This window comes from Mucilaginibacter boryungensis (assembly GCF_015221995.1).
In the GTDB taxonomy this organism is placed as follows: domain Bacteria; phylum Bacteroidota; class Bacteroidia; order Sphingobacteriales; family Sphingobacteriaceae; genus Mucilaginibacter; species Mucilaginibacter boryungensis.
Window position 1 is genome coordinate 1,351,256 of the sequence record NZ_JADFFM010000002.1, and the last position, 25,555, is coordinate 1,376,810.

Genomic DNA, 25,555 nt, shown 5'->3' on the forward strand with positions numbered 1-25,555 from the left:
AGGTGTCACACAGCAAGTTCAGACTCTGTTATCCTGCACTAAGCTTACGGGAACGTGTGGGTTGCTTCAAGGATATTTTCTGTGTTATTTCATCAGCCTTAAACTGAACCATCCGCGAGATCAAGCTCACAGGCAGGGGTTTATCTAAGGGAAATTGTACCGAACCCTTGGCGTTTTTATATTCTGATATCTCTTTTTGAAATGCAATGATGGGCGATGAGCCGGGATAAAAACCAATATGTCTTTCGTACCCTGCATACCAAATTAACATTTTGCCATTCAGCTTAAAAGCGGGCATGCTATAACTAATTACCTCAACGGCGTCAGGCGCGGCCTGCTGTACGGTTTCCCGCATTTGCTGCAGCAGATCGCGGGTTGGTGTTGGGAAGCTAGCGATATACTCATCGTGGTTTTGTGGTTTGGCCATGGCATTAGAGTCTTTGATTTTAAAGATAAGCCTTTCTGCAAACAGTGCAAACCCCCGATCTTGACAAATCGGAGGTTCGTGTTTTTAGTGTAAACGAATTATTTACTTGCTTTTATACTAAAACCGTACCGCCATCAACTATTATATTTTGGCCGGTACCAAATTGTTGCTTCATTAAATAAATAAACGCAAGGGCCACATCTTCAGCCTCGCCAATACGTTTCACGGGCAGCTTATTGGCAACGGTATTGTATAGTGTTTCACGGTCGGCGGCTTCCATGCTATTCCATAGGTTGGTACGCACCACGCCAGGCATTACACTGTTAACACGAATAGGAGCCAACTCTACTGCCATGGCCCTAACAAAGCCTTCCACCGCGCCACAGATGCTAGCTGCTATGCCCCAGCCGGTACCCGGCCGTAAACTGGCAATGCCGCTTGTCAAACAAACAGACCCGCCGGGATTAATCCACGGCGAACCATATTTTACGGCCGCGAAAGCGCCCCAAAACCGCAGGTTAAAAAAGGGCTTTACGCTATCTATTTCCGTTTCGGCAATGTTGTTTAACGTGAGATTTTCTCCGGCGGTATATACCAGGTGATCAAATTTGCCTATGTTTTCAAAAAAGCTTTTGATGTTGGATTCATGACTAAGGTTTATGGTATAGCCCGTGGCGGTTGGCGGTAATTCGGCTAAGGCGCTATCTATCCGTTGTTGATTGCCGGACACAATAATCACACTGGCCCCATCGGCCGAGGCGGCTTTAGCGGTGGCCAGTCCAATACCTGAACTTCCACCCAATATAATCACCCTTTTGTTTTGTAATGATCTGTTAGTTGTTGTTTCCATTTGTCTTGTTTTAACAGGACAAAAGTGCGGGCTTAAAACCCCGCGGCGCTTAACATATGGTAAAAACGAAACTCATATTTTAATTTCATCAGCCACTATTGTCATAACTTCCAATGATTGATCGTCCTCATCCATTACCTTCCCCGCCTAATCCTGCTTAACGATTGTGGCGTAATGCCAAGGTACGATGCAATCTCTTTTAGTGCTACACGCAATACAATATTGGGGTTTCGAGATACAAATAAATGATAACGGCTCTCCGCGTCTTCACCCTGGTAAAGGTTGTGGACGTTTACTTTTTCAATCAGGTGTTGCTGGTTTTGCTGGTCTATCACCTGTTTTAAAAAGGGCAGTTGCTGGTATAGCTGTTGAAGCGTGCTTTTGCTAATGGTTAATACTTCCGCGTTAGTACAGGCCTGTATAAAAGCCGGCATGGGTACATCTTCGTTAAAGCTATGCAAAATGGATACTAAGTTGTTCTCGCCATAAAAATAATGGGTAAGGTCGGTGCCCTTTTCATTGATTGACCCTATGCGGATAACTCCGCTTTCCACAAAAAACATTTCGCGGGCTACTTTATTCGGCTTGGACAAATAATCCCCCTGCTTAAACGTTTGGGGAGTGAAATATCCGGCAATTAGCTCCATATCCGCTTTGGTAAGCGGATGCAACAATTGCAGATACTTGATCAATTGGTTATCCATTGCCCAAATATCTGCAAAAGCAATTTAATCCTAAACCAAATTAACCGGACCCAATAATCCCGCCGAATATAACGGTTGGATTTTTGTCCACCGGTCCGCAACTTTATTATCCTTTAATGATTTGGCATAGTTGCCCAATACTGTTGTAACTTTTATTTTGATGGTATTAGCGCCGGGCTTTACCAGGTTTTTAGTATCGTAAATATGCTTGCCATACCATTTAAAACCAAGCGGCTTGCCGTTAAGCGTTACTTCAGATATCCCGGCCACTTTTCCAAGATCGATGGAGTGGTAATCTTTCGGGTTGCTGACGTTGAACGTTTGCTCGTAATAAACCACGCCGCCAAAGCTTTTCAATTCGGCATCGTCTTTAAAATCAATCAGGGTTTTAAATTCGGTTTTGCGCGGCACTTCGTACACCTTTTCCAGCGTTATGCTCCATGGCCCGTCAATGGCTTTGGGGTTAGGGCTGGCGACTTTCCTCATGGCGAAATGCTGGCCCTGGGTATCATCCGTGAAAACGATCAGGACGGATTCCGCTGGGTCGAGGTTTATCTTCAGCTTATTTTTGCCGCCATCGGTTGGATACAATAATTTTTCGCCGGTTTCAGCATTCCATAACCAGGCGGTACGGTTTTTAATGTTGAAGGTTGCCGTAAACTGGTGCGATTTTTCGATACTATAATTAGTAATGAAGAAGATATCGGCATCGGGGGTTTTGTAATAGTTCTGGCTTACATGGTTCACCGGTTTATCAAACTTCACAAACGGCACGATATTGAATTTAGCCTGCATATCGGCGTACCAGTTGATGATCTTATCGCCCGGCGCGGGGAAGTTAACCGCGTTTTTAGGATAAGCTTTTTTAAGCGATTGCATAGCGTGGGCTACCTGCTGGTCTTTACCTGCATGGTTTTGCAAGCCATAGCTTTTCACTGGCTCTTTGTCTATGAAAACGATCAGTCCGCCGGCGGCTGCGAATTGTTTCAGTGCGGTAACAGTCGCCGGGTCAACGGATTCTACATTGGCCAGCAGTAAGGTTTTATAACTGCGCGGACCATAATGCAAGGCCCCGTTGCTGAATTTACTTTGCTGCAGGATGCTTTCGTTAATATAATCACAACCGCCGCCGTTTTGGTGAATAGCTTCCCAAATGTTGTTGGCATATTCGGGATAAACCAGCGACGGGGCTTGCTGGTACTGCAGGCCGAATTTCGACCACATATCTGCATGCGGGAACATCACGGCGATATCTGATTGCAGGTCTGACGCCTGGAAAATAGCCGAGAGGCGGGCCTTGTAATCTATCCAACTGCGCAGGTAGGGCCACCAGGTATTACGTTCGTTAAAGAACGTGCCGTAGCGCACCCAGCCAGGGAACGGGATCTCTTTAGGACTATAATTAAAGCCATGTATAATAGAATGGGTTACGCCCGAAAGGTTACTTTGGTCGCCGGTTACTTTTATACGTTCGAGTGTGGCGTTAAATACCACGGCGGTATTGGTAATTTCTTCACAACTGATGAGGCGCTTCCCGGTAAGCCTGGCTGCCGACGAGACAAACTTGTTGACCGGCCGGTACTCGCGGCCTACCTTCCAGGTGTTTTCGCCTAAATCGGTACCTACATCGGTATTCAGCCAGGTTTCGCATTCGGGTATATCCAGTTGCATGGCCGATTCCAGCGGGTAGTATTCCCGCCCATAAGCCTGCACGCGCGATTTTACTTTGTTCTTCCGGCACCATTCAATAAACGTTTGCAAAAAGCGCTCGTTAAAAAGCTCCAGCCGGGTAGTTTCAAAATCGTAACGTACGCGGGCAAGGTCGTCCTTTACCTGTACCGAAAAGCCGGGGTTATCGCTTATTTCCAAATTGCCGTTGTAGGTGCTTTTTTTGTTGATCTTGAACATCACAAAAGGCAGGTAGGGTTCCAAATCGTAGCCGCGGCGGCGTTTAAATTGTGCCAGCATATCATCGCACCAGTTGCTGCCGCGCAGTTCAAGGCTATCCACAAACACCGAACGGAAGTAATCGCCCATAGGGCCTATTTTTGTATTCAGTGCGTCCGACATCCGGTCTAAATATCGCTGAACAGCCGGCTTACTGTAGTGGTTCAGCACTGGCCCTGAGGCACCCGGTGCGCCGTTGGTTACCGCGGTATAGCCCGTAAGCTTTACGTTGTAATACAGCACATGTTCACCCTCGGGTACGCTGAAAGTAATTTCATCTTTGCCAGTCTCGCTATTCAGGTTAATGCCCGGGGTAAATACCTCCATTTTAGTTGGGGCCAGGCGCAGGCTGGTCAATTCCATCACACCCTTTTTGTAGGTCATCAGCGCGTCCATATCGACCAGCAGGTCGGCTTTTTTAACGGTGACTTGCTTTGGCCCCGTGAATGTTTGCGTGCCTAAAGCTAAAAGCTGTATCTGTTCATCGCGGGTTAAAAACTCGCCGCCAAACGGCCAGCCCGAGCCAACAATAATATCGCAGGTAATGCCGCGCTCTTTGGCGCCCTTTAGCGTAACCTTCAGCATTTTTATCCATTCATCGCCCAGCCAGTCGTGCGGTTGATAGCCCATGCCATCATCACCCGGCGGGAAGGCAATAGAGTTAATTTCCACACCCGAAATGCCCTTTTCCTTCAACATATCCAGTTCGCGCAGCAATTCGGCTTCCACAACCCGGTTGCCGTTCCACCACCAGCGCACAAACGGGCGCGCGGCATTATTGGGGTTTTTAAACGCCTGGTACAGGGCGTTAGCCGATGGGGCAATATTGAGATCGCCAAACAATCCTTTTGGAAATGGCGAGGCATACGCCAGCGGCGCTAACGAACTCAGCTTAACAAATTCTCTTCTGGAAATAGGCATAATGGCTATTGGTTAATGGTAAAAGCAAAAGAACCACGTCGCGTTTGTTTACACGGATAGCTAATAACGAAGATAGCAAAACACAGCTATTCGGGTTACGCAATCTTTCGAAATTTGTTTCCTTTTGTTTTAAATGGTTTGTATAATTTGGTTTACGCAAGTTAATGCACATTTATGATACAGGCTATCATGGGCTGTCCTGTAGTGATTAGGGAAGATTGGCTAATTAGTACACCTGGAGCCAGCAAGGGGGAGGCTCTAATTATTTCCCGTGTATTGATAAAAAACAACTGTTTTGTTTTCCGCATCGATCATCGCATAGCCCGCCCTCATCCCAACATAAATATGTTTAGCGTCTTTTACCGCGACGGAATTGGGGTACAAATAGCTCCAGAATAAATGATCTAAAATTAATTCTTCACGCCAGTTATGAATAACATAGAAACGATTCAGCGTAGCCATGTAAATATCGTCTTTATAAATTGCGAAGCCGAATGGCGCGTCGTCAAACTTTAACCGAAGGGATCCGGTAATTTTATTTCCTTTAATATCAAGCTTACTGATAGAGCCAAAACTAAGGCCCATATGCGCTAATCCTTCCAGTGTATAAAGGCTGTCTTTATAATTAAATACTTTTTGAATATTTCCTGTTTTAATCAAAAAGGTACCTTTTATTAGTTTTGTTATTGGATTACGTTCGGGTATCATTAAACCACCCCTAAATGGGTCACCGGGGGTATTAGCTTTCCGGGCATCTCCATTTACGTATATGTCCTTTATCGTGGTGTCATTAAGTTTGTAGTACAGCCCGCCACCCCACTCACCCTGGTTAACACCTAAAAGCCTGCCTTCAGGCAATGGGTATTCAAAAACCGGCGAGTAAGTAGCTTTGGTGATCATCAGCTTGCCTTTTACTAAAGTTACGGCAAACTCCTGACCAGGTTTATTATTTAGCGCATAAATCTCCTTACTCCCCGAAACAGGCAAGGTAACTTCTTTAAAGCTTTCCAGTGGAATAGTCTGGCTATATCCTTTTCCGCATAACCATGCAACAAGAATTAGTAAACTGAAAACTGATTTTTTCATAGCGCGTATTGGCATAAACTAAGATAGTATTAATTGTTAAAGATTTTGGCCACCCCGGCACGGACGCAACAGTAACGGGCTTTTTAGATAACGAAAACGATCCTTGCCGGCACGCGTTCCATGTGTGCTAACAACATCTGACGACTATGATCATCCCCCCAAACAATTCTCCTTAAAATTTTCCCCGTTTGTTAGCGCACGCGTGCGCTAACAGTGGGCATAGTTCGCGATTGCTTCGTTCCTCGCAATGCCCCCCACATTGTCATTGTGAACAATAATATGCCACTATCAACCAAAATACCCGTCCCCAAACAATTCTCCCCCAAAATTTTCGTTACCTGTAATATCTTCCTATCTTAGTATCAGGTATGGACTCAGCAAACAATTACGATTTTCTTATCGGTAAGATCAATGTGTTCATCCGCAAATATTATCTCAATAATCTTTTGCGGGGACTGATCTTTTTGGGCGCTGGTTTGTTCACGGCCTACGTGGTAATTACCCTGGGCGAATACTTTTTTAACTTCAATACCATTGCCCGCACCATCCTGTTCTACGCCTTTATTTTGCTGAACCTGGGCTTGCTGTTCTGGCTGGTGGTGCCATCGCTGCTGGCCTGGCTGCAGGTGGGCAAGACCCTTACGCATGATGAAGCCGCCGAGATTATCGGCAAGCACTTTACCGATGTAAGCGATAAGCTGCTGAACACCCTGCAATTAAAAAAACTTTCCGAACAGGATGCCAAACATCGCCAGCTGATAGAGGCCAGTATCAATCAAAAGATCGGCACACTAAAACCGGTCAGCTTTCCATCGGCTATAAACCTGCGCGAGAACAATAAATACCTGAAATACATTATCGCCCCCGCCGGGGTTATCTGTATCCTGCTGCTGGCCGCGCCTTCTATCCTTACGGAGAGTACGAAGCGCTTAATTCATCATAATAAATATTATGCCCCGCTGGCGCCATTCCAGTTTGTGGTGCTGAACAATAACCTGAGCGCCGTGCAGGGCGAAGACCTGAAGCTTGACCTGAAAATGACCGGCAGTAAGATCCCCGCCGATGTGTATGTGGAAACCAACGGCAACACTTTCAAACTGGATAAAGAAAACCTGGCGCGCTTCCACTACCTGTTTAGCAACTTGCAGCAAAGCACCACGTTCAGGTTAAGCGCTAATGGTTACTATTCCCAGCCATACCAAATTAAGGTGAACCTGAAGCCATCGCTACTGAACTTTGATGTGGAGCTGAAATACCCGGGCTACCTGCATAAAAAAGACGAAAAACTGATCAACGCCGGCGATCTGACCATCCCTGCCGGAACTATAGTGAAATGGCAGCTGCACACCCAAAATGCCGATAAGGTTGTGTTTGCGCTGGATAATAACCCAATGCCTATCAGTAACGGGAATAATGGCATTTTCGAACACACAGAACGCATCAGCCACAACAGTATTTATTCTTTAAAGCCCGAAAGCAATACCGTGGCCCGCGGCGATTCGGCCAGTTACCGCATTAACGTAATTGCCGATGAATTGCCGGTTATTGCCGCTGTAGAAAAAGCCGACTCGGTAAGTTCAAAGGCTATCTACTTTACCGGGCGCATACAGGACGACCATGGTTTTACCTCGCTCACTTTCCATTACAAGGTTGGTCAGCCCGGCGCTAATACCACCGAAAAGACCATCACCAAAAGCGTAAAAGCCGATCTGAGTCAAACACAGTCCGATTTCTTTTACTATTGGGATATGAAGGAACTGGGCACTAAGCCTGGCGACGAGATCAGTTACTATTTTGATGTGGCCGATAACGATGCGGTATCGGGGCCTAAACACGCACGCACGCCCGAACGCAATGTAAAAATGCCGACCGAAAAGGAACTGAACGATCAGCTGAACGCGTCATCGCAGGCGGTGAAGCAGAAAATGATGTCGGCCATAAAAATTGCCGGACAGCTGGAGAAAGAGGCGCAGAAGCTAAATCAGCTGCTACTGAATAAAAACAACCTCAGTTTTGATGAGAAGAAACAGGTGGAAGACCTGTTGCAAAAACGGAAAGATTTGAACGACCTGATAAAAGATATCCAGGCTGAAAATAAAAAGAACCAGACGACACGCCAGGAAAACCAGCAGCAAAGCCCGGAACTTACCGAGAAGCAAAAGCAAATGGACGAGTTACTGAAAAACGTACTGGACCCCAAGACCGAGGAAATGCTGGAAAAACTGCGCCAGTTAATGGAAATGGAGCGCAAGGAATCAACCCGCGACGCGGTAAACAAAATGCAGAACGAGAACCGCAACATGAAGCGCGAGCTGAGCCGATTGAATGAACTGATGAAGAAACTGGAGTTTGACCAAAAGGTAAACCAGGCGGTTAACCAGTTAAATAAACTGGCCGAACAGCAGGAAAAACTGGCCGATAAAACCCAGCAGCAACAACAAAATGCCGACAAGGCGCAACAACAGCAGGACAAAGAAAGCCTGCAAAAAGAACAGGATAAAGAAAGCCTGCAAAAAGAACAGGATAAACTGCAGCAGGATTTTAAGCAGGTGGAAAAAACCATGGACGAACTGAAAAAGCAGGACGACCAACTGGAAGAGAAAACCAATTTTGATAACTCCACCCAGGAAAAGCAAAGTGTGGAGCAGGATATGGACGATAGCAAAGAAGGAATTAAGAAAGATGAGCGTCAAAAGGCTTCCAAGTCGCAAAAGCAGGCGGCCAATAAAATGAAGCAGATGGCGCAAAAAATGCAGAAGAACCAGGAGGAAAGCGAGAACCAGCAAAACGAGGTGGATGCCGAGCAGTTGCGCCAGTTGTTAAAATCGCTGGTAAACAGCTCGTTCGACCAGGAAAACGTGATGCAAACATTGCGCGTTACTAACCCCGGCGACCCTAAATATGTTACCCTGGCGCAAAAACAAAAGGATATTAAAGATAACCTTAAAACAGCGGAAGATTCGCTTTATGCGCTGAGCCGGAGGATCCAACAGATACAATCTACCGTAAATACCGAAATAGGCAGTATAAACGACCATATTGATAAAGCGCTTGACTTTTTAGGCGACCGCCGCACCGGCGAGGCCAACCGCGAACAACAATACACCATGACGAGCATGAACAACCTGGCCCTGATGCTAAGCGACGCGCTTGACCATTTGCAGGACCAAATGAAAAACTCGAAAAGCGGCAAAAGTAAAAAGCAGCAAAAAAGCAGTATGCAACAGTTAAGTCAGCAACAGCAGCAACTGAACCAGAACATGCAAAAAATGCGCGAACAAATGCAGCAGCAAGGCAATAATATGAGCCAGAGCCAGCATCAAAGCCAAAGCGAACAATTGGCCCGCATGGCCCGTCAGCAGCAGGATATACGCCAGCAAATAGAACAAATTAACCAGGAAGAGAACAAAGACGGCCGAAATGGGTTAGGTGATTTGAAACAAATTGCTAAACAAATGGAACAAACTGAGAACGATCTCGTAAACAGGAAAATAACTGAAGAGTCGATAAAAAGACAACAGCAAATACAGGTTAAGCTATTAGAAGCAGAAAAGGCAGAGCAGCAACGTGAACAGGATAGTAAGCGCGATAGCCATGCCGGCAAGGATATCCCCCCGGGTTATATAAAAGCCCTGCAAAACTACCAGCAAGCCAAGGCCAAACAAACTGAACAAATTAAAACAGTACCGGCGGCACTTAATTTGTATTATAAGCAAAAAATTAAATCGTATTTTGATCAACTTAATGCAAAATAGTATGCAAGCACCAAACTTCCCAACTACCGAACTTTTTACCCTGCAGCTGCCATCGCAGCAGGATAGCATTGCGCAACTGGAAGTTTTGATAGAAGAGATAGCAGATAAATACCAGGTATCTGAAGATACCTTTGCCAATATGATGACCTGTTTAAGCGAAGCGGTTAACAATGCCATTATGCATGGCAACAATAACGACCCTGAAAAAAAGGTGATCGTTAACGCCGAAGTGGATGGCCGCCGCATTGTTTGGACTGTTGCTGACGAGGGGCCGGGCTTTGACCCTAACCATATCCCCGACCCAACCGCTCCGGAAAACCTGGAAAGTTTAACAGGCAGAGGTGTATTTATTATTAAACAGTTGGCCGACCAATGCGTGTTTAACGATAGGGGTAACGAAATTGAACTTCATTTTAAAATTTAATGCCTGCCATTTGCTTTTTTGAAGAGGATATTAAATACACGCTGAAAAATAAAGCAGCTATCCGCAAGTGGATAAAAGATACCGTTGTTGCCGAGGGGTTTAAGCTGAGCGAACTGAATTACATTTTTTGTTCTGACGCTTACCTGCTGCGCATCAATCAGGAGTATCTTGACCATGATACCTATACCGATATTATTACGTTTGACAACTCGGAACAGGAAAAGGTAATCGTAGGCGATATCTTTATCTCGGTAGAACGCACGCGGGAGAACGCTAAAAAGTTTGATGTCCCCGAACCTACCGAACTTCACCGGGTGATGATACATGGCGCATTGCACCTGCTTGGCTATAAGGACAAAGGCGCGGCAAGTAAAAAGTTAATGACACAAATGGAAGATAAGTATCTGGCTAAAATAAGTTTATAACTTGCGGCCACCTTTTGTTTAGTTTATACGTATATCATTAAAACCATTTTAAATCATCATGAAAATACTTGTTGTTTTTTTAGCGCTGTTATTCGCAGCCCCCAGTTCAGTTTATGAGTTTAAGCTGAAATCAATAGACGGTAAAGATTTTTCCCTGAAAAAATATAAAGGAAAAAAAGTACTTATCGTTAACACGGCATCAAAATGCGGCTACACACCGCAGTATACCGAGTTGCAAAAACTATCTGATACCTACAAAGACAAATTGGTTGTTGTAGGTTTCCCGGCCAATAATTTTGGCGGCCAGGAGCCCGGTACAAACGAGGACATTAAAACCTTTTGTCACGATAATTTTAATGTAACTTTCCCAATGAGCGGTAAAGTAAGCGTAAAAGGGCTGGATATCGATCCGCTGTTCCAATACCTTACTACTGCTGAAAACCCTGATTTTACCGGCGAGATCAAATGGAACTTCGAAAAATTCCTGATCGATGAAAACGGTAAATTGATCCACCGTTTCCGTTCAAAGGTAACCCCGATGTCTGCAGAGATCACCAAATATTTATAATCGTATTACACGGTTAAAACAAAAGCGGCCCGAATCGGGCCGCTTTTGTTTTGTCGTTATTACAATAACTCCACCAACCGTTCCAGCGCCATGCCGCGCGAACCTTTGATCAGGATGGTTGAGTTGTTTATAGGGTGTATTTTTAAGCTTCTTATTGCATCCTCCGCCGTGCGATAATAGGTGCCCGTGCCGGTTTGTTGCTGAAAAAAGGCCTCGCCTATAAAAATGCGTTCATCTACCGGGGCATGCTGGGCTTTTTTAATGATGCCCAAATGCTCTAAAGGCGACTCCTCGCCCAGTTCAAACATATCGCCCAATATTAAAACTTTCCTGTTTGCCGCTAATTTGGTAACGTTTTCAATAGCTACAGCCATGCTGCTTGGGTTAGCGTTATAATAATCGCAAACTAAGGTGTTTGTGGCTGTTTGCACTAATTGCGAACGGTTATTTTTAGGCTGATACCCTTCAACCCCTGCATTGATCTCATCGGCGGTAAGCTTAAAAAAAGTGCCTATGCATATGGCTGCAAGAATATTAGGCAAATTGTACTCGCCTGTTAATTTCGAGGTGATATGGTAGGTAGAGCGGTCGGTATTATCAGTCCAGCTCAGCGAAAGGAAGGGCGAGTTAGCCGTAAGCTTGCCGCTGATAAGCGCATTGTTTTCATCTCCATAAAAAATAATCTCTTTTAAGTTGCGTGTGGCCTGCATTTCCATTAACGTTTCATCGTTGCCGTTAATAAATGCCACGCCGTTGGTATGGGCCAGGTAATCATACATTTCGCCCTTACCTTTTTTAACACCTTCCACGCCGCCAAATCCTTCTAAATGCGCCCGGCCCACATTGGTAATCAGGCCATGATTGGGTTGTGCTATACTGCACAGCATTTCTATTTCGCGCTGGTGGTTAGCTCCCATCTCTATCACGGCAATTTGATGGGTGCTATCTATCCCTAAAATAGTTAGCGGGACACCAATATGATTATTAAGGTTGCCCTGGGTTGCCAATGTATTAAAACGCTGGGACAGCACCGCGTTGATCAGCTCTTTTGTGGTGGTTTTGCCGTTGCTGCCGGTAAGGCCAATAACCGGGATGGTTAAATGCTGGCGGTGCATGCGTGCAATATCCTGAAGCGCCGTAAGTACGTCATCAACCAAAATATATTGTTCGCTTACGCGATAATGGGCGTTATCTATAATAGCATAAGCCGCACCCTGCGCTATGGCTTGTTCTGCAAAGGTATTAGCATCAAATTTATCGCCCTTCAAAGCAAAAAACAAACTTCCCGGTGTTATCTTCCGGGTATCGGTGCTAATTAGCGGGTGTTGAAGGTATAGTTGATATATTCTTTCGGTAGTGGTCATGGTAGCACAAAAATAAGGTTTTAATGATGCCGAATATAAAAACTTGTCAAACAAGAGACGTAGTGTATAGCTGCCTTATAGTCAAGCAGCTATACTACTAACAATTAGCATAAAACGTTTGCGCTTATCTGTTGTTTTTAATCACGATTAAACTTATTGGGCTAATTCTTCAGGCTTTCATTAAACAAAGCATATATCCGTTTGTATTCATCAACCCAGCTGCTGGGTTCAACAAAGCCGTGGTCTTCAACCGGGTATGCGGCCAGGCTCCAGTTGTCTTTATGCAGCTCTATTAAACGCTGGGTTAGCCGCACAATATCCTGGAAGTTCACGTTCTGGTCTACCATGCCATGACACATCAATAGCTTACCTTTTAAACCAGCTGCAAAATTAATAGGGGAGCTTACCTGGTATGCTTTCTCATCATTATAAGGCTCGTTCAAAATATTGGCGGTATAGCCGTGGTTATAATGCGCCCAGTCGGTTACCGAACGTAAACCGGCCCCGGCCGCAAATACATCAGGTGCAGTGAACATCGCCATCAAGGTCATAAAACCACCGTATGATCCACCGTATATGCCGACATTTTTTGGGTTAACGCCGTATTTATCAACCAATAATTTCACCGCGTCAATATGGTCGGTCAAATCTTTACCCCCCATGTGGCGATAGATCCCGGTGCGGATATCACGGCCATACCCTGCACTGCCGGTATAATCAATTTCCAGCACGGTATATCCATTATCGGCTAACATGTTATTAAACATGTATTCATGAAAGTAGGACGTACTCCATTTGTACATTACATCCTGCAAATAACCGGCGCCGTGTACAAACACTACTGCCGGGTGCGATGGCGCCGGATTTGCCGGCGTATATACTCGGGCATAAATATCAGCGCCATCCCGGTTTTTAAAGGTAAATATCTCCGGCGCGCGCCACGGGTACGATTTAAATTCCTCGGTAACCGAATTTGTTACCTGTACAGGTTTGGCCCCTGGCTTATTAGGTTGAATATACAGTTCGTACGGTTTGTTAGTATACGAATAGCGGATAGCCAGCCATTTTTCATCCGGTGACAGTTCCACCTCGTTACCGCCGCGCATGCTGGTCAGTTTTACCGGTGTGCCACCAGTTACGGGCTGGCGGTAATAATCGCTCACGCCGGGATGGTCCATGTTGGCCTGGAAGTAAAATGATTTTTTATCGTTTGATAAATGCAGTGCCGAAACCTCCCATTTGCCCCTGGTGAGTTGTGCTTTAGTGCCATTGGCTACATCAGCTACATAGATATGCGAGTAGCCGCTGGCTTCGCTTTGAAAGTAAAAATGGGTATTATCCAGCCAGCCAACACTACTGCCAAAGCTGCTGATGCCCGGCCCGGCAATCCAGGCATTATCATGCTGGCGATCTATCAGGCTTAGTTTACCTGTTTGCGCATCAAGCTTCATAATCCAGCGGTCTTTGTAATCCTGCGCGTTAACTATTACCACCGCGTTGCTGCCATCTTCGTTCCAGAACGGGCCTTGTATGGTTACCCTGCGGTCTTCATTGGCTTTGGTACGGGCAGCTAATTGCTCGGGGTAGTCCTTTACATAATCGGGCAAGTCTTTAATGCCGGGAATATCTTTGGTATTAACGCTGTACATGGTATCGCGTTTAGTATCGTAAACAAACGACTCGGAGGTAGATTGAGGCGCGCCTACCTTGGTGCGATTGGGAATATCTTCGGTATAACCACTTGTGGTAACATAATTAGGCACAATGGTAATTTTAGCCAGTTCGGGCTGTTTAATTAAACGATAGGTTACATACCGGCCATCGGGACTAACCGTTACACCCGCTAACGTTTTATCTTCTGCTACGGGCAGTTCAGCCATGTGTTTGCCCTGCTGCTGACCAAACCCATTGCCAAAGCCACCACGGCGGCCGCCGTTTTGCCCAGCCTGGCGATCGTTCTGCGCGCGTTCCTTTAATACATCAAACAAGCTCATTTGCTGGTTACGCAGCCATCGGTCCTGTTCATTGCCCGATTGCTGGGCGCCAGCGCCGCGTCCGCCTGCACCTTGCCCGCCGCCCCGGCGACCGCCGCCGCCTAAAATTGCTGCGGTTGGCAGTGTGGTAGCCGCGCCGCCACGTACAAAATTGCTTAGTTGCACGGTTTGCCCGGTGTTTAGCGTTAGCGCATAATAATTATCGCCGCGTACATAAAATACCTTGCTTGCGTCGGCGCTAAACGATGCATTGCCTTCCCGTTCAACGGTGGCGGTCAATTGGGTTTCTTTTTGGGTTTTTGCATCAAGGATATAAATATCGCCGTTCTTTTCTATCAGTTTAAGCGTATGCTTTCTGTTCCAAGCACCAATAACCGGGGTAAGGCTACGGCGCTCTTCCGGGCTAACCAATTTGGGTTTAATATCCTGGGTGGTTATCTCATATTGCGCATCGCGGCCCTTATTTTGAGGGTTCCATGTAAAGTAAATTTTTTTACTGTCTTCGCTCCAGCTTACGTTGGTAGATTGTGTGCCCATCCATTTAGGGTCGCGCATAATACTTTCAACAGTTAATTTTTCCAGCTTTTGAGCCGATGCCACATACCAGTAACTGCCAACAAACAACAGGGTAAATATTTTTTTCATGAAAAGGGATTAATCAGATGCAATTTAGCATTTTGGCAGATATTAAATATTTCAGCACCTTTTTGTTACAAATATGGAATTACAGGGTAATGGGTTTACGCTACGCAATTGGAAGTTAAGCGATGCCGCCGCTATGCAGCGTAACGCAGATAATAAAAACGTATCCCGTTTCCTGTTGGACAGGTTCCCATCGCCCTATACTATTGCCGATGCAGAGGCCTGGGTGCGCCTCTGGCAAAACCACGAGCCTATTATCAATTTTGCTATAGCTGATGAAAATGATGAAGTAATAGGTGGCGTCGGTTTGGAATTACGTGAAGATATTTATCGAAAAACCCCGCTTATTGGCTATTGGCTGGCCGAACCTTATTGGGGTAAAGGCATAATGCCACAAGCCATAAAATTGGTGTGTGGTTATGCCTTCGCTGAATTGGATATGATATGCGTACTGGCTTTTGTCCTTAGTAAAAACCCCGCAAGCGGGCGGGTGCTGGAAAAAGCAGGGTTTACTAAAGCGGGTATTATCCCCCGGTCAGTTATTAAGGATAATGTGGTGATGGATGAGCATGTGTATTGTCTGAACCGGGATTAAAACTTTGTCATTGTGAGCGATAGCGTGGCAATCTCGTAGTATACAAATCATACTATCCCGATAGCTATCAGGACTACGTTCTCCGCAATGACAAAATGCTAAAACTTCTTCACTGTCTCGGTAATATGCGCCAGGTGATGTTCGCTATGCCAGGCATACATGCCTATAATCTCCCTCAGCGGTGATGTTTTACCAGTAGCAGGATGGGTGTAGGTGCGGCTCAAGTCCGCCTCATTAAAACTTTCAAACAAAGCTACCAGGTGCACATGTATGCCTTCCAGCATTTTCAGTGTTGGCGCTATCGGTAGTTTATAATCTGCCAACGTTGCAAAGCCAGCTTCGTCATAGGGTTTTATAGTAGGGTTATCCTCGGTCATGGCCCATTTAAAGCGCATTAACGAATTCATATGGCTATCAGCTACATGGTGCACCACTTGTCTGATTGTCCAGCCGCCGGTGCGGTAAGGCGTGTCCAGTTGTGCTTCAGTAAGGCCATTAGTGACCTGCCGCATTTTTTCCGGTAAGTTGCGGATGGTGTTTATCCAGTTACCCATCATTTCGCCGGTATAAAATGAGGGCGCTTCAAACTTCCCAATAGGGTAGCGCATTTGTTCGTCAGTAAGCATATTAAAAATTTAAGGCTGGGTGTTTGGTGTGAAAATCGGTAGCGTTTTGGTAAATGCCAGCGGCTTGCAGCAGTTTACCTTCGCCAAAAAGCTGACCCATAAAGGTAATACTGGTTGGCCTGCCGCGCTGGTTAAACCCGTTAGGCAATACCACGCATGGGTTGCCGGTTAAATTGGTTAGGCGCAAATTCGAGCTAAAGGATGGCGCAACATAAATATCAAGCCCCTTTAATTGCTCATACCACTCCTGTACTAACAACGTACGTGCACGACTGGCATTAATATATTCGGTAGCGGGGATAAATTGTGCCCAGCGGAAGGTATTGGGCCAGGCATTCTTACCCTGTAATACCATACCATCTTCGCGGTGGTTAAGTAATAGGTCCTGGAAAGCCGCGCCAGCTTCAGCATCCAGCATAAGCCCAACGGCTGTAGCCGGTATTTTAGGCATTTCCAAAGGGATAAGTTCCGCACCAAGTTCTTTAAGCTTGTTAAGGGTAATGGAATCGTTTTTATAATTTAATGACCGGTTAGTAAACGATGCTTTAAGATAGCCTATTTTCCAGCCTTTTAAATCCTTGCCATTACCATTGTAATTAAAGCTGGCAGGGATGGTACTCAGATCCTTCGGATCTACGCCGTGAATCGTGTTAAACACAATCGCACAATCTTCTACGCTGCGGGTAATGGGGCCCAACTTATCCATGCTCCAGCTTAAAGCCATAGCCCCATATTTACTTATCCTGCCAAATGATGGACGCAGCCCGGTATCCCCGCACTCGGTTGATGGGGATACGATAGACCCTAAAGTTTCCGAACCAATGGCAAATGGCAAGCATCCCGCGCTGACTGCCGATGCCGGCCCGGCAGACGACCCGCTGGAGCCACGGGTAATATCCCAGGGATTTTTTGTTTGCCCGCCAAACCATACGTCGCCCTGGGCCAGCTCTCCTAAAGTAAGCTTGGCCACCATTACCGCGCCGGCTTCTTCAAGTTTAGTAATTACCGTAGCGTCTGTGTTTAGCTGCTGATCCTTAAAAGGGACGGCGCCAAATGTGGTTTTGTAATCCTTCTGCGCCAGCAAGTCTTTCACCCCGTAGGGTATACCGTGTAATATGCCACGGTAATGGCCGCTCTTTATTTCAGCATCGGCCTTAGCTGCTCGCTTCATGGCATATTCTTCGGTAAGCGTAATTACAAATAATAGCCTGGTGTTATATTTTTTAAGGCGTTCTATAAAAAAGCGGGTCAATTCAACAGATGTTACCTGTTTGGTGCGCAACAATTCGCCTAACTGCCTAACCGTATAAAAAGCCAGGTCGTCTTTATTCGCAGGTAGTTTTACCGGGGCTGTTTTTGCCAGCACAAATCCGTTTGTTTTATCCTGTGGAACAAACCCTTGTGGTATTGGGTTAAAAGTTAACGACGGCACTACACTGTTGGGCATTTTAAGGGCGCGTAGTTCCTGATAATCTTTTGAACGCGCGTCAAGATAATTCAGCATAGAGTCGGCCTGGGCGGGCGAAAAGTTGAAGTTGCTGATCTTTTGTGCTTCCAGCACTATAGGGACGGTTATTGGGGTTCGGTCGACGGCTTTCATTACAAAAGCGCCTAAAACGAAGCTTAAACCGCTGATTGTAAAAATTGTAATGTACTTTAGGTTATTATTTTTCATGTTTGATAATGCATGCCCTAATTTAGCGTTTTGTAATAGTTTATTCGATGCCCATGTTTAAAAAGTTGCTTTTATCCATATTATTAACTTCCACTTTAGGCGCTTATGCTGAAACCATAAAAACCGATGTACTGGTTGTTGGTGGTACCGCCAGCGGTGTTGCTGCAGGCATACAAAGCGCGCGCAGCAAGGTAAAAACCATGCTGGTTGAACCGGGACCCTGGCTTGGCGGAGAGATGACCGCCGGGGGGATGTGCATACTGGACGGGAACCGCACTCTACAAGCAGGCATATGGGGCGAGTTCCGGAAAAAGGTACGCGACTTTTACAAAAAAACGCCGGGTTACGATACTACGGCTAATGCCCCTTTAAAGTTTGAACCCTACACAGGCGCGGCTATCCTGAAAAAGATATGCGATACCGTTAAAAACCTGACCCTGAAATTAAACACAGCATATTCCGCAGTAAAAAAAGACGGTAACGGCTGGGAAGTAACTGTGACCATGAATGGTAAACCAGTTACTATTAAAACAAAGGTTTTGGTTGATGCTACTCCGTTAGGCGACCTGGCAGCTATGGCAGGAACAAAGTTTTCTGTTGGATTCGACAGTCGCAAGGAAACAGGCGAGGAACTGGCGCCCGAGAAAGCACTACCTGTTATTGAAGATATTACCTGGGTAGCCGTAGTAAAGGAATTTCCGAAAAACACCATTTACCTGATGCAACAGCCCAAAGGTTATGACGAATCGCTTTACGTTTGCCTGAAAGGAAAGGACATTAAAAAAATGCTGGAGAGTGGCCGCCTGCCTAACAATAAATTCATGATCAAATGGACTGAGTGTGCCAATACCTACGGGGTTACTATTGAGCAGTTAAGTCCGGCCAAACGGGAAGAGTATTACAGATCGGTACGCCTGCGCACGCTTGGTTTGGTGTTTTACATCCAGAATGAATTAGGTTTTAAAAATATCGGCATTGAAGATTCGGAGTTTGGATCGAAAGACCACCTGCCTTATATCCCCTACATACGTGAATACCGCCGTGCCCAGGGCTTGGTGCGGATGGGTTTAAGGGAAATATATACGCCGTACGCTAATAAACTTTACCGCACTTCAATTGCCGTTGGCGATGCCTCTTTTGGACAGCATTACAGCGACCCAGCCGCACCTAAAACTAATTATCCGCCTTTACCGGCGTATACCGTTCCATTGGGGGCTGTGGTAGTTAAAGACCAAGTAAACCTGTTGGTAACAGAGAAGGCCATGAGCACCACCCACCTGGCCAATGCCAGTACATTTTATCCATCGGTACAAATGACGGTTGGACAGGGCGCGGGGGCAACCGCTGCTTATTGCGCTTTTTTTGCAAGCAATGGCAAAACCACCAAAAACCTTGATGTGCGGGCTATACAAGGTGAGTTGATGGATTTTAAAGCCATGCTTTATCCTTATGCGGATGTTTCCCCATCAGATAAGTATTATCGCGCTATAGAGCAGGTTACTGCGACAGGCTTGCTGCGCGAGATACAGGAGCCTAAAGGTAAAGCCATGCAGGTGCTATTTAAACCCGATTCGGCTGTAGTGACCGCTGAAATTAAACCGGTGCTGCTGGAAACTTTTACCCGTGCATTTATATGGTTCAGCAAAAACAAACCCGGCGAGCAGTTTACCGTGGGCGACCTGGTATCATACCTGAGCGATTATACCCTTACCGAGCCGAAAACCCTTCAGCTAACCCTGCAAAAACAATGGCTGGATACTTATAAATTTAAACAGGCATTTGATATGAAACGCCCGGTAACCCGTTATGAATTCGCGGTGCTGGTGAACAAATACCTGAACCCATTCTCAACACATGTTGATGTGACGGGGAAAATTGTGAATTAGGTTACACCTTTCGTATTTCGGCATCCCATCATATCCACTATACTTAGCGAGTGAAAAACAAAAAAGGAGCATTCTTCCGGATGCTCCTTTTTTGTGATGGAAACCAACTGTTACCAGAACCTGATATAAAGCGCTGCCAGCAGTAAAAGGGTTACCACAATAAGTGCTAATGTTCTTGGATCTACCTTGAACATGCCTTTGTCTAATACAAATGATCTTGGGTTGATCTTCGGGCCTGCCAAACTTACCAGCACAATGGCTATCATGGTAAACAGGAAGGATAGCCCCATACAGATCAGGAACGGTATTTCGTATACACCATCTTTATTCAAAAACGCCGTGTATAAAAATGTTTCGTGGCCAAATAAGGCAGGGGCATAGTTATTAAACAATACCGACATGGCAAAGCCTGTTAAAATACCCACAATGGCACCGGCACCGGTTGTCCGTTTCCAGAAGAAGCCCAGAATGAATATGGCAAATATACCCGGACTGATAAAGCCTGTATATTTTTGAATGAAGGTGAAACCACCTTCGCCGCCAATGCCCAGCGTATCGCTCCAGGTTAAAGCGATAGAGATGATCAGACACAAGGCGATAACCCATTTACCCATACCCACCATGCCTTTTTCATCCGCATCCTTTTTAATGTACTTTTTGTAGATATCCATTGTCCATATAGTGGATATACTGTTAGCTTTACCTGCTAACGATGCTACAATAGCTGCAGTCAAAGCCGCTACCGAAAGGCCTTTTAACCCATTAGGTAAAAACCCAAGCACTGCCGAATAAGAGTTATCCGGGTTTAAATGCCCGCCGGCAGTCATTTCATTGTGCAGGGCGCCATTTTTATATAATACATAGGCAGCAATACCTGGTAAAATTACTATGATAGGCATTGCCAGCTTCATTAAACCGGCAAACAGGATACCTGTACGCGCGGTTTTCATATCAGCGCCTAAAGCCCTTTGGGTGATGTATTGGTTACAGCCCCAATAGTTAAGGTTCACAATCCACTGCCCTGCAAAATACATGGCAATGCCCGGTAATAACAGGTATTTATTTACGTACTCCTGCGAATCGCCGGGTTTAGGCTTGGCCAGTATCATGTGGAAGTGGTCCGGGGAATCCTTTAACATAGCAGTGAAACCAGCTAAGGCGTTTTTACCTAAGCCAAAGTGTTCACTCACCAATGTTAAGGCAATATAAGTAGTGGCTAAACCACCAATTACCAGGACCAGTACCTGTATTACGTCGGTATAACCAATAACCTTCATACCCCCCAGGGCAATAGCCAGGGCAAATACAGCCAAACCAATAATAATAATATGCAGCATATTGACACCGCCACCCAACAAGCTACTTATAGCCACAGCACCAAGGTAAAGGATAGAGGTTAGGTTAACAATTACATATAAAAACAGCCAAAAGATGGCCATAATTAAACTTACCCATTTATTGTACCGCGTTTCCAGGAACTGCGGCATGGTGTATATTTTATTTTTCAGGTATACCGGGATAAACCACACTGCTACTATGATCAGCGCGATGGCGGCGATCCACTCGTAAGCGGCAACGGCCACACCTACTGTAAAACCTTGCCCGCTGGCGCCAATAAATTGTTCGGCCGAAATATTAGAGGCAATAAGCGATGCACCAATAGCCCACCAGGTAAGCGAGCCTTCGGCCAGGAAAAAATCGTGACTGCCTGATACCCCTTTTTTGTGCTTTTTGCGATACACCATATAACCGTATGTCGACACGATCACAAAATAGATCAGGAAGATAATGTAATCAATAGTAGTAAATTTATTCATAATTGATATTTAAGTTTTTTAGTTGGTTTCTAAATTATGGTCCGCCGGCACATACTTATCCCAAAAGGAATGTTAAATGTGGGCTATCATGGTTTATAATTACTGTATGTATGACAATTATAGTTTATAATTTGCTGTATAGCAAGTTTTCCAAAAATTAAATGTAAACTATATTTTATACATTACAAATAAAGGATGAAATTTTTGCAATCGATTGTTTTGGCTGTATAAATAATTATTTGCACAAAAAAAGCGGCACTATGGCCGCTCTTTTCTTTATATTATAATTACAATATGTACCGCGTACTTAAAAATGAAGAGTTGCCTTCTTCCACAATCTCATTAAAGAGGTGTTTGTTGGCATCGTTCATTTTTGTAGCTACCAGCGAGCGGATAGAGAACGAGCGCAAGGCATCGGTTACTGAAAGTGTGCCTTCGGCACTGTCTTTACGGCCGGTAAATGGAAATACATCCGGGCCACGCTGGCACTGGGCATTAATATTTACACGACTAACCAGCGTAACAAACGGATCTATCAGCGATGAAACCTCCTGGGCATCGTTACTAAAGATACTCACCTGCATGCCGTGAGGTGAATCAACCTGGTAAGCAATCGGCTCCTCTATCGATTCGTACGGGATAACCGGGATAACGGGGCCAAACTGCTCCTCGCGATACAATTTCATTTTGTCGTTAACCGGATAAACCACAGCCGGGAATACAAACGATTCGGCAGTAACGCCGCCATTTTCATTGATAACCTTAGCGCCGTGGGCAATGGCGTCGTCAATACATTCCTTTAAATAAGCCGGTTTGCCTGGCTCGGTTACCGGGGTAAGGTTTACGCCCTTATTCCATGGTAAGCCAGGTTGTAATTTTGATACAGCTTCGCTTAACAACTGATTAAACTCATCAGCAACAGCTTTATGCACAAAAATAATCTTGATAGCGGTGCAACGCTGCCCGTTGAAAGACAAAGCGCCCAGGATACACTCGTTTACCGCGAGTTTCAAATCGGCGTTTGCGGTTACAATAGCCGCGTTTTTAGCATCCAAACTTAACACCGCGCGCAGGCGGTTAATTTTAGGGTGGCTTTTCTTCAGATCATTGGCCACCTTGCTCGATCCGATAAAGGCCAGCACATTAATTTTACCTGTTTTCATCAGGCCAGGTGTTACGTTGGCTCCCCGGCCGTATACGGTATTCACTACCCCTTTAGGGAAGGATTCCTGGAAGGCTTTCAGCAACGGATAGTGTAAAAGCGTACCATGCTTAGGTGGTTTGAAAAGCAAGGTATTGCCCATGATGATGGCAGGGATCAGTGTGGTAAAGGTTTCATTTAACGGATAATTAAACGGCCCCATGCAAAGCACCACACCCAATGGCGAGCGGCGGATCTGCGCCACCACCCCTTCAGCAATTTCAAAGCTGGATGATTTGCGGTCTATATCCTTCAGGGCATCAATTGTAGCGGTTATGTATTCAACCGTACGGTCAAACTCCTTAGTCGAGTCGGCCAGCGATTTACCTATCTCCCACATAATCAGCTTAATCACCAGCTCGCGCTGCTCGCTCATTTTATGCACAAATTGCTCCATGCATTTAATGCGCCCGGCAACACTCATTTTAGGCCATTCGCCACGGCCATTATCATAGGCGGCAATAGCGGCGTCAAGCGCTTCGTTGGCCTCTTTTTCGGTACCTATAGGATAGGTACCTATCAGTTTACGCTTAAATCCATCGGCTGTTGGTATCATCACCGGCGAATACACTTCGCTAACGGGGCCGTCCCATTTTTTCATTTCGCCATTGCTTAAATATTCGCGCTGATGGACCTCTTCAATACGGTATTGCTCCGGTATCTGGTCTTCGGCAACAAACAATGCACTGAGCTGATCTTGAAAACTCATGTTTTAAAAATTGTTTTAGTTGAAAAATTGCGCCTTAGTGTATCAAGGCTGAACCAAAGAAAGGAATTTTAAAACAAATAAACTACTAATTCACTCAACATTTATTTCCATAAAAATGAAGTTTTGGTGAAGTGTTTAAACCCTTGAATGTTTTTTTAGTCCATTACACAATTTTATTACGAAAATCCGTTTTATGATAAAATTTAAGATTATGAAAAGGGCATATAAAGGTATATCCGGTTTATTGCTTGCCGGGTGTTTAATTTTCATTTTAACAAGCGATGCCAATGCCCAGCGTGGCCGCGGCGGTTTTCATGGCGCAGCGCCACATATAGGTTTTGGTATAGGTTTCGGCGGACCGCGTTTTGGCTTCGGGTTTGGCGCTTACCGGCCATACTATGCATACCCGCGTGTGGGTTTTTATATTAATACCCTGCCATATGGTTATTACCCGTTCTATTGGGGACCAGATCAGTACTTTTATTACGGCGGCACATTTTATCGCCCCTATAATAACGGGTATGAAATTGCAGCGCCGCCAATTGGTGCAGCTATCCCCAAATTACCATCAAACGCGCACCCGATAATGATAGATGGTCAGCAATATTACGAACTGAACGGCGTGTACTACAAAGAAAGTGTGGATGATAAAGGCAAGAAGGTATATATTGTATCGGGCAAGGATGGCGTGTTAAACACCAATAATGTCGAGCCGGCTGATGATCAGCGCCCGCCCCAGGTAGGTGATGTTGTTACCATGTTACCCGAAGGCTGCCGTAAGGTTACCCTAAATGGCAAAAAGTATTTTGTATCGGCTGATGATATCTATTATGAAGAATTCACCGATGCGAACAACAATATCAGTTATCGCATAGCCAGCGTTCCCGAGGCAGAGGAACCCGTTAAACAATAATCTTCCAAAGATCAATAATAAATTCAGAGGGGTTGTACGTAAGTGCAACCTTTTTTTTGTGGCCTCACCCAGCCCTCTCCAAAAGAGAGGACTTAGGTAAGGCCCATTCATGCCAAAAACGTATACCGTTTTGATAATATCCTAAACTTAATAAGCCCGAACATTTCCTTAATTTGGCATGTTATAAACTATCTTTACAACATCATCTGCATTATTATAAAAACTTATGTTTGATCTTAAAGGAAGAACAGCGGTAATTACCGGTGGGGGCAGCGGGATTGGTCGCGCTACGGCAGTTTTATTTGCCAAACAGGGCGCAGTAAGCCATGTTATTGATTTGAACGAGGTACAAGCTGTAGCCGTGGTTGAAGAGATAAAACAAGCGGGCGGGCAGGCACAATATCATATTTGCGATGTTAGCGACTACCCCCAGGTTGAAAAAGTTTTAAATACTATTGGCACCATCAATATCCTGGTGAATAATGCCGGTATAGCCCACGTGGGTAAAGCCGATAATACCAGTGAAGAGGATTTTGACCGGGTGTTTAAGATCAACGTTAAAGGCGTTTACAATTTTTTGCACACCGCTTTGCCTATGATGGTAAAAAACGGCGGCGGAGTGGTGCTTAATCTTTCGTCTATCGGTGCGGTGGTAGGCATTAGCGACAGGTTTGCTTATTCTATGAGCAAAGGCGCGGTACAGGCTATGACTTTATCTGTGGCGCGCGATTACATTCATGATAACATCCGTTGTAATTGCATTTGCCCGGCAAGGGTACATACGCCGTTTGTAGACGGCTTCATTGCCAAAAACTACCCGGGGCAGGAGAAGGAAATATTTGAGAAGCTATCAAAATCGCAGCCCATTGGCCGCATGGGTACTACTGACGAAATTGCCACGCTGATATTATATTTATGCTCGGACGAGGCATCATTTATTACTGGCTGCGATTATCATATCGACGGCGGATTTATAAAATTGAATAATTAGCCCCCAGCCCTTAAAGGGGAGCGGAGCAAAACAAT

General features: G+C 45.4%; 19 protein-coding genes. 8 read left to right on the plus strand and 11 right to left on the minus strand.

The window, feature by feature from the left end:
• Positions 1-28: 28 nt before the first annotated feature.
• From IRJ18_RS18840 to IRJ18_RS18860, 5 genes are all read right to left on the minus strand, one after another.
• Positions 29-427: an iron chaperone gene (locus IRJ18_RS18840; protein WP_194107836.1), complete on the minus strand. Its 399-nt coding sequence runs from the start codon at positions 425-427 to the stop codon at positions 29-31.
• A 112-nt stretch (positions 428-539) separates the two neighbouring features.
• Entirely contained in the window at positions 540-1,277 is a 738-nt protein-coding gene (locus IRJ18_RS18845) for an SDR family oxidoreductase (RefSeq protein ID WP_194107837.1), read from the minus strand.
• A 134-nt stretch (positions 1,278-1,411) separates the two neighbouring features.
• Positions 1,412-1,981 (minus strand): Crp/Fnr family transcriptional regulator, encoded by a 570-nt coding sequence (locus IRJ18_RS18850; protein WP_194107838.1) that lies wholly within the window; start codon positions 1,979-1,981, stop codon positions 1,412-1,414.
• A 30-nt stretch (positions 1,982-2,011) separates the two neighbouring features.
• Complete coding sequence (locus tag IRJ18_RS18855; RefSeq protein ID WP_194107839.1) at positions 2,012-4,849, minus strand: glycosyl hydrolase; 2,838 nt, start codon at positions 4,847-4,849, stop codon at positions 2,012-2,014.
• Positions 4,850-5,107: 258 nt separating this feature from the next.
• Complete coding sequence (locus IRJ18_RS18860; RefSeq protein WP_194107840.1) at positions 5,108-5,935, minus strand: hypothetical protein; 828 nt, start codon at positions 5,933-5,935, stop codon at positions 5,108-5,110.
• A 368-nt stretch (positions 5,936-6,303) separates the two neighbouring features.
• Here IRJ18_RS18860 and IRJ18_RS18865 point away from each other — a divergent pair, with 368 nt between their 5' ends.
• From IRJ18_RS18865 to IRJ18_RS18880, 4 genes are read left to right on the plus strand one after another with little or no spacing between them, the layout of a single operon-like run.
• Positions 6,304-9,690, plus strand: a complete 3,387-nt coding sequence (locus IRJ18_RS18865; RefSeq protein ID WP_194107841.1) for a DUF4175 family protein — start codon at positions 6,304-6,306, stop codon at positions 9,688-9,690.
• A 1-nt stretch (position 9,691) separates the two neighbouring features.
• Entirely contained in the window at positions 9,692-10,114 is a 423-nt protein-coding gene (locus IRJ18_RS18870) for an ATP-binding protein (protein WP_194107842.1), read from the plus strand.
• A complete protein-coding gene (ybeY, locus tag IRJ18_RS18875; RefSeq protein ID WP_194107843.1) occupies positions 10,114-10,539 on the plus strand; it encodes an rRNA maturation RNase YbeY in 426 nt (141 codons plus the stop codon). Before IRJ18_RS18870 ends, ybeY begins: the two co-directional genes overlap by 1 nt.
• A gap of 58 nt (positions 10,540-10,597) precedes the next feature.
• Complete coding sequence (locus IRJ18_RS18880; RefSeq protein ID WP_194107844.1) at positions 10,598-11,107, plus strand: glutathione peroxidase; 510 nt, start codon at positions 10,598-10,600, stop codon at positions 11,105-11,107.
• 59 nt (positions 11,108-11,166) lie between these two features.
• Here IRJ18_RS18880 and IRJ18_RS18885 read toward each other — a convergent pair whose 3' ends face one another.
• Together IRJ18_RS18885 and IRJ18_RS18890 are read right to left on the minus strand one after the other, a co-directional pair.
• A complete protein-coding gene (locus IRJ18_RS18885; protein ID WP_194107845.1) occupies positions 11,167-12,471 on the minus strand; it encodes a UDP-N-acetylmuramoyl-tripeptide--D-alanyl-D-alanine ligase in 1,305 nt (434 codons plus the stop codon).
• 161 nt (positions 12,472-12,632) lie between these two features.
• Positions 12,633-15,110 carry a prolyl oligopeptidase family serine peptidase gene (locus IRJ18_RS18890; protein ID WP_194107846.1) on the minus strand — a complete coding sequence of 826 codons (2,478 nt, stop codon included), beginning with the start codon at positions 15,108-15,110 and terminating at the stop codon, positions 12,633-12,635.
• A gap of 73 nt (positions 15,111-15,183) precedes the next feature.
• Between IRJ18_RS18890 and IRJ18_RS18895 the strand changes: the two genes are divergently transcribed.
• Complete coding sequence (locus tag IRJ18_RS18895; protein WP_194107847.1) at positions 15,184-15,702, plus strand: GNAT family N-acetyltransferase; 519 nt, start codon at positions 15,184-15,186, stop codon at positions 15,700-15,702.
• Between the two features lie 98 nt (positions 15,703-15,800).
• On the opposite strand, the gene IRJ18_RS18900 is transcribed toward IRJ18_RS18895, so the two are convergent.
• Both IRJ18_RS18900 and IRJ18_RS18905 read right to left on the minus strand, forming a co-directional pair.
• The gene (locus tag IRJ18_RS18900) at positions 15,801-16,328 is read right to left on the minus strand and encodes a YfiT family bacillithiol transferase (protein WP_194107848.1); all 528 of its coding nucleotides are present in this window, start codon (positions 16,326-16,328) and stop codon (positions 15,801-15,803) included.
• A 1-nt stretch (position 16,329) separates the two neighbouring features.
• Positions 16,330-18,003, minus strand: coding sequence for an amidase (locus IRJ18_RS18905; RefSeq protein ID WP_194107849.1), 1,674 nt, complete (start codon positions 18,001-18,003; stop codon positions 16,330-16,332).
• Between the two features lie 53 nt (positions 18,004-18,056).
• Between IRJ18_RS18905 and IRJ18_RS18910 the strand changes: the two genes are divergently transcribed.
• Positions 18,057-19,889, plus strand: coding sequence for an FAD-dependent oxidoreductase (locus IRJ18_RS18910; RefSeq protein ID WP_194107850.1), 1,833 nt, complete (start codon positions 18,057-18,059; stop codon positions 19,887-19,889).
• 110 nt (positions 19,890-19,999) lie between these two features.
• Here IRJ18_RS18910 and IRJ18_RS18915 read toward each other — a convergent pair whose 3' ends face one another.
• Complete coding sequence (locus IRJ18_RS18915; protein ID WP_194107851.1) at positions 20,000-21,706, minus strand: sodium:solute symporter family transporter; 1,707 nt, start codon at positions 21,704-21,706, stop codon at positions 20,000-20,002.
• Positions 21,707-21,993: 287 nt separating this feature from the next.
• Positions 21,994-23,616, minus strand: a complete 1,623-nt coding sequence (locus IRJ18_RS18920) for an NADP-dependent glyceraldehyde-3-phosphate dehydrogenase (protein ID WP_194107852.1) — start codon at positions 23,614-23,616, stop codon at positions 21,994-21,996.
• 211 nt (positions 23,617-23,827) lie between these two features.
• On the opposite strand from IRJ18_RS18920, the gene IRJ18_RS18925 reads away from it, so the two are divergent.
• Entirely contained in the window at positions 23,828-24,529 is a 702-nt protein-coding gene (locus IRJ18_RS18925) for a DUF6515 family protein (protein WP_194107853.1), read from the plus strand.
• A gap of 226 nt (positions 24,530-24,755) precedes the next feature.
• A complete protein-coding gene (locus IRJ18_RS18930; protein ID WP_194107854.1) occupies positions 24,756-25,520 on the plus strand; it encodes an SDR family NAD(P)-dependent oxidoreductase in 765 nt (254 codons plus the stop codon).
• The last annotated feature ends 35 nt before the right edge of the window (positions 25,521-25,555 follow it).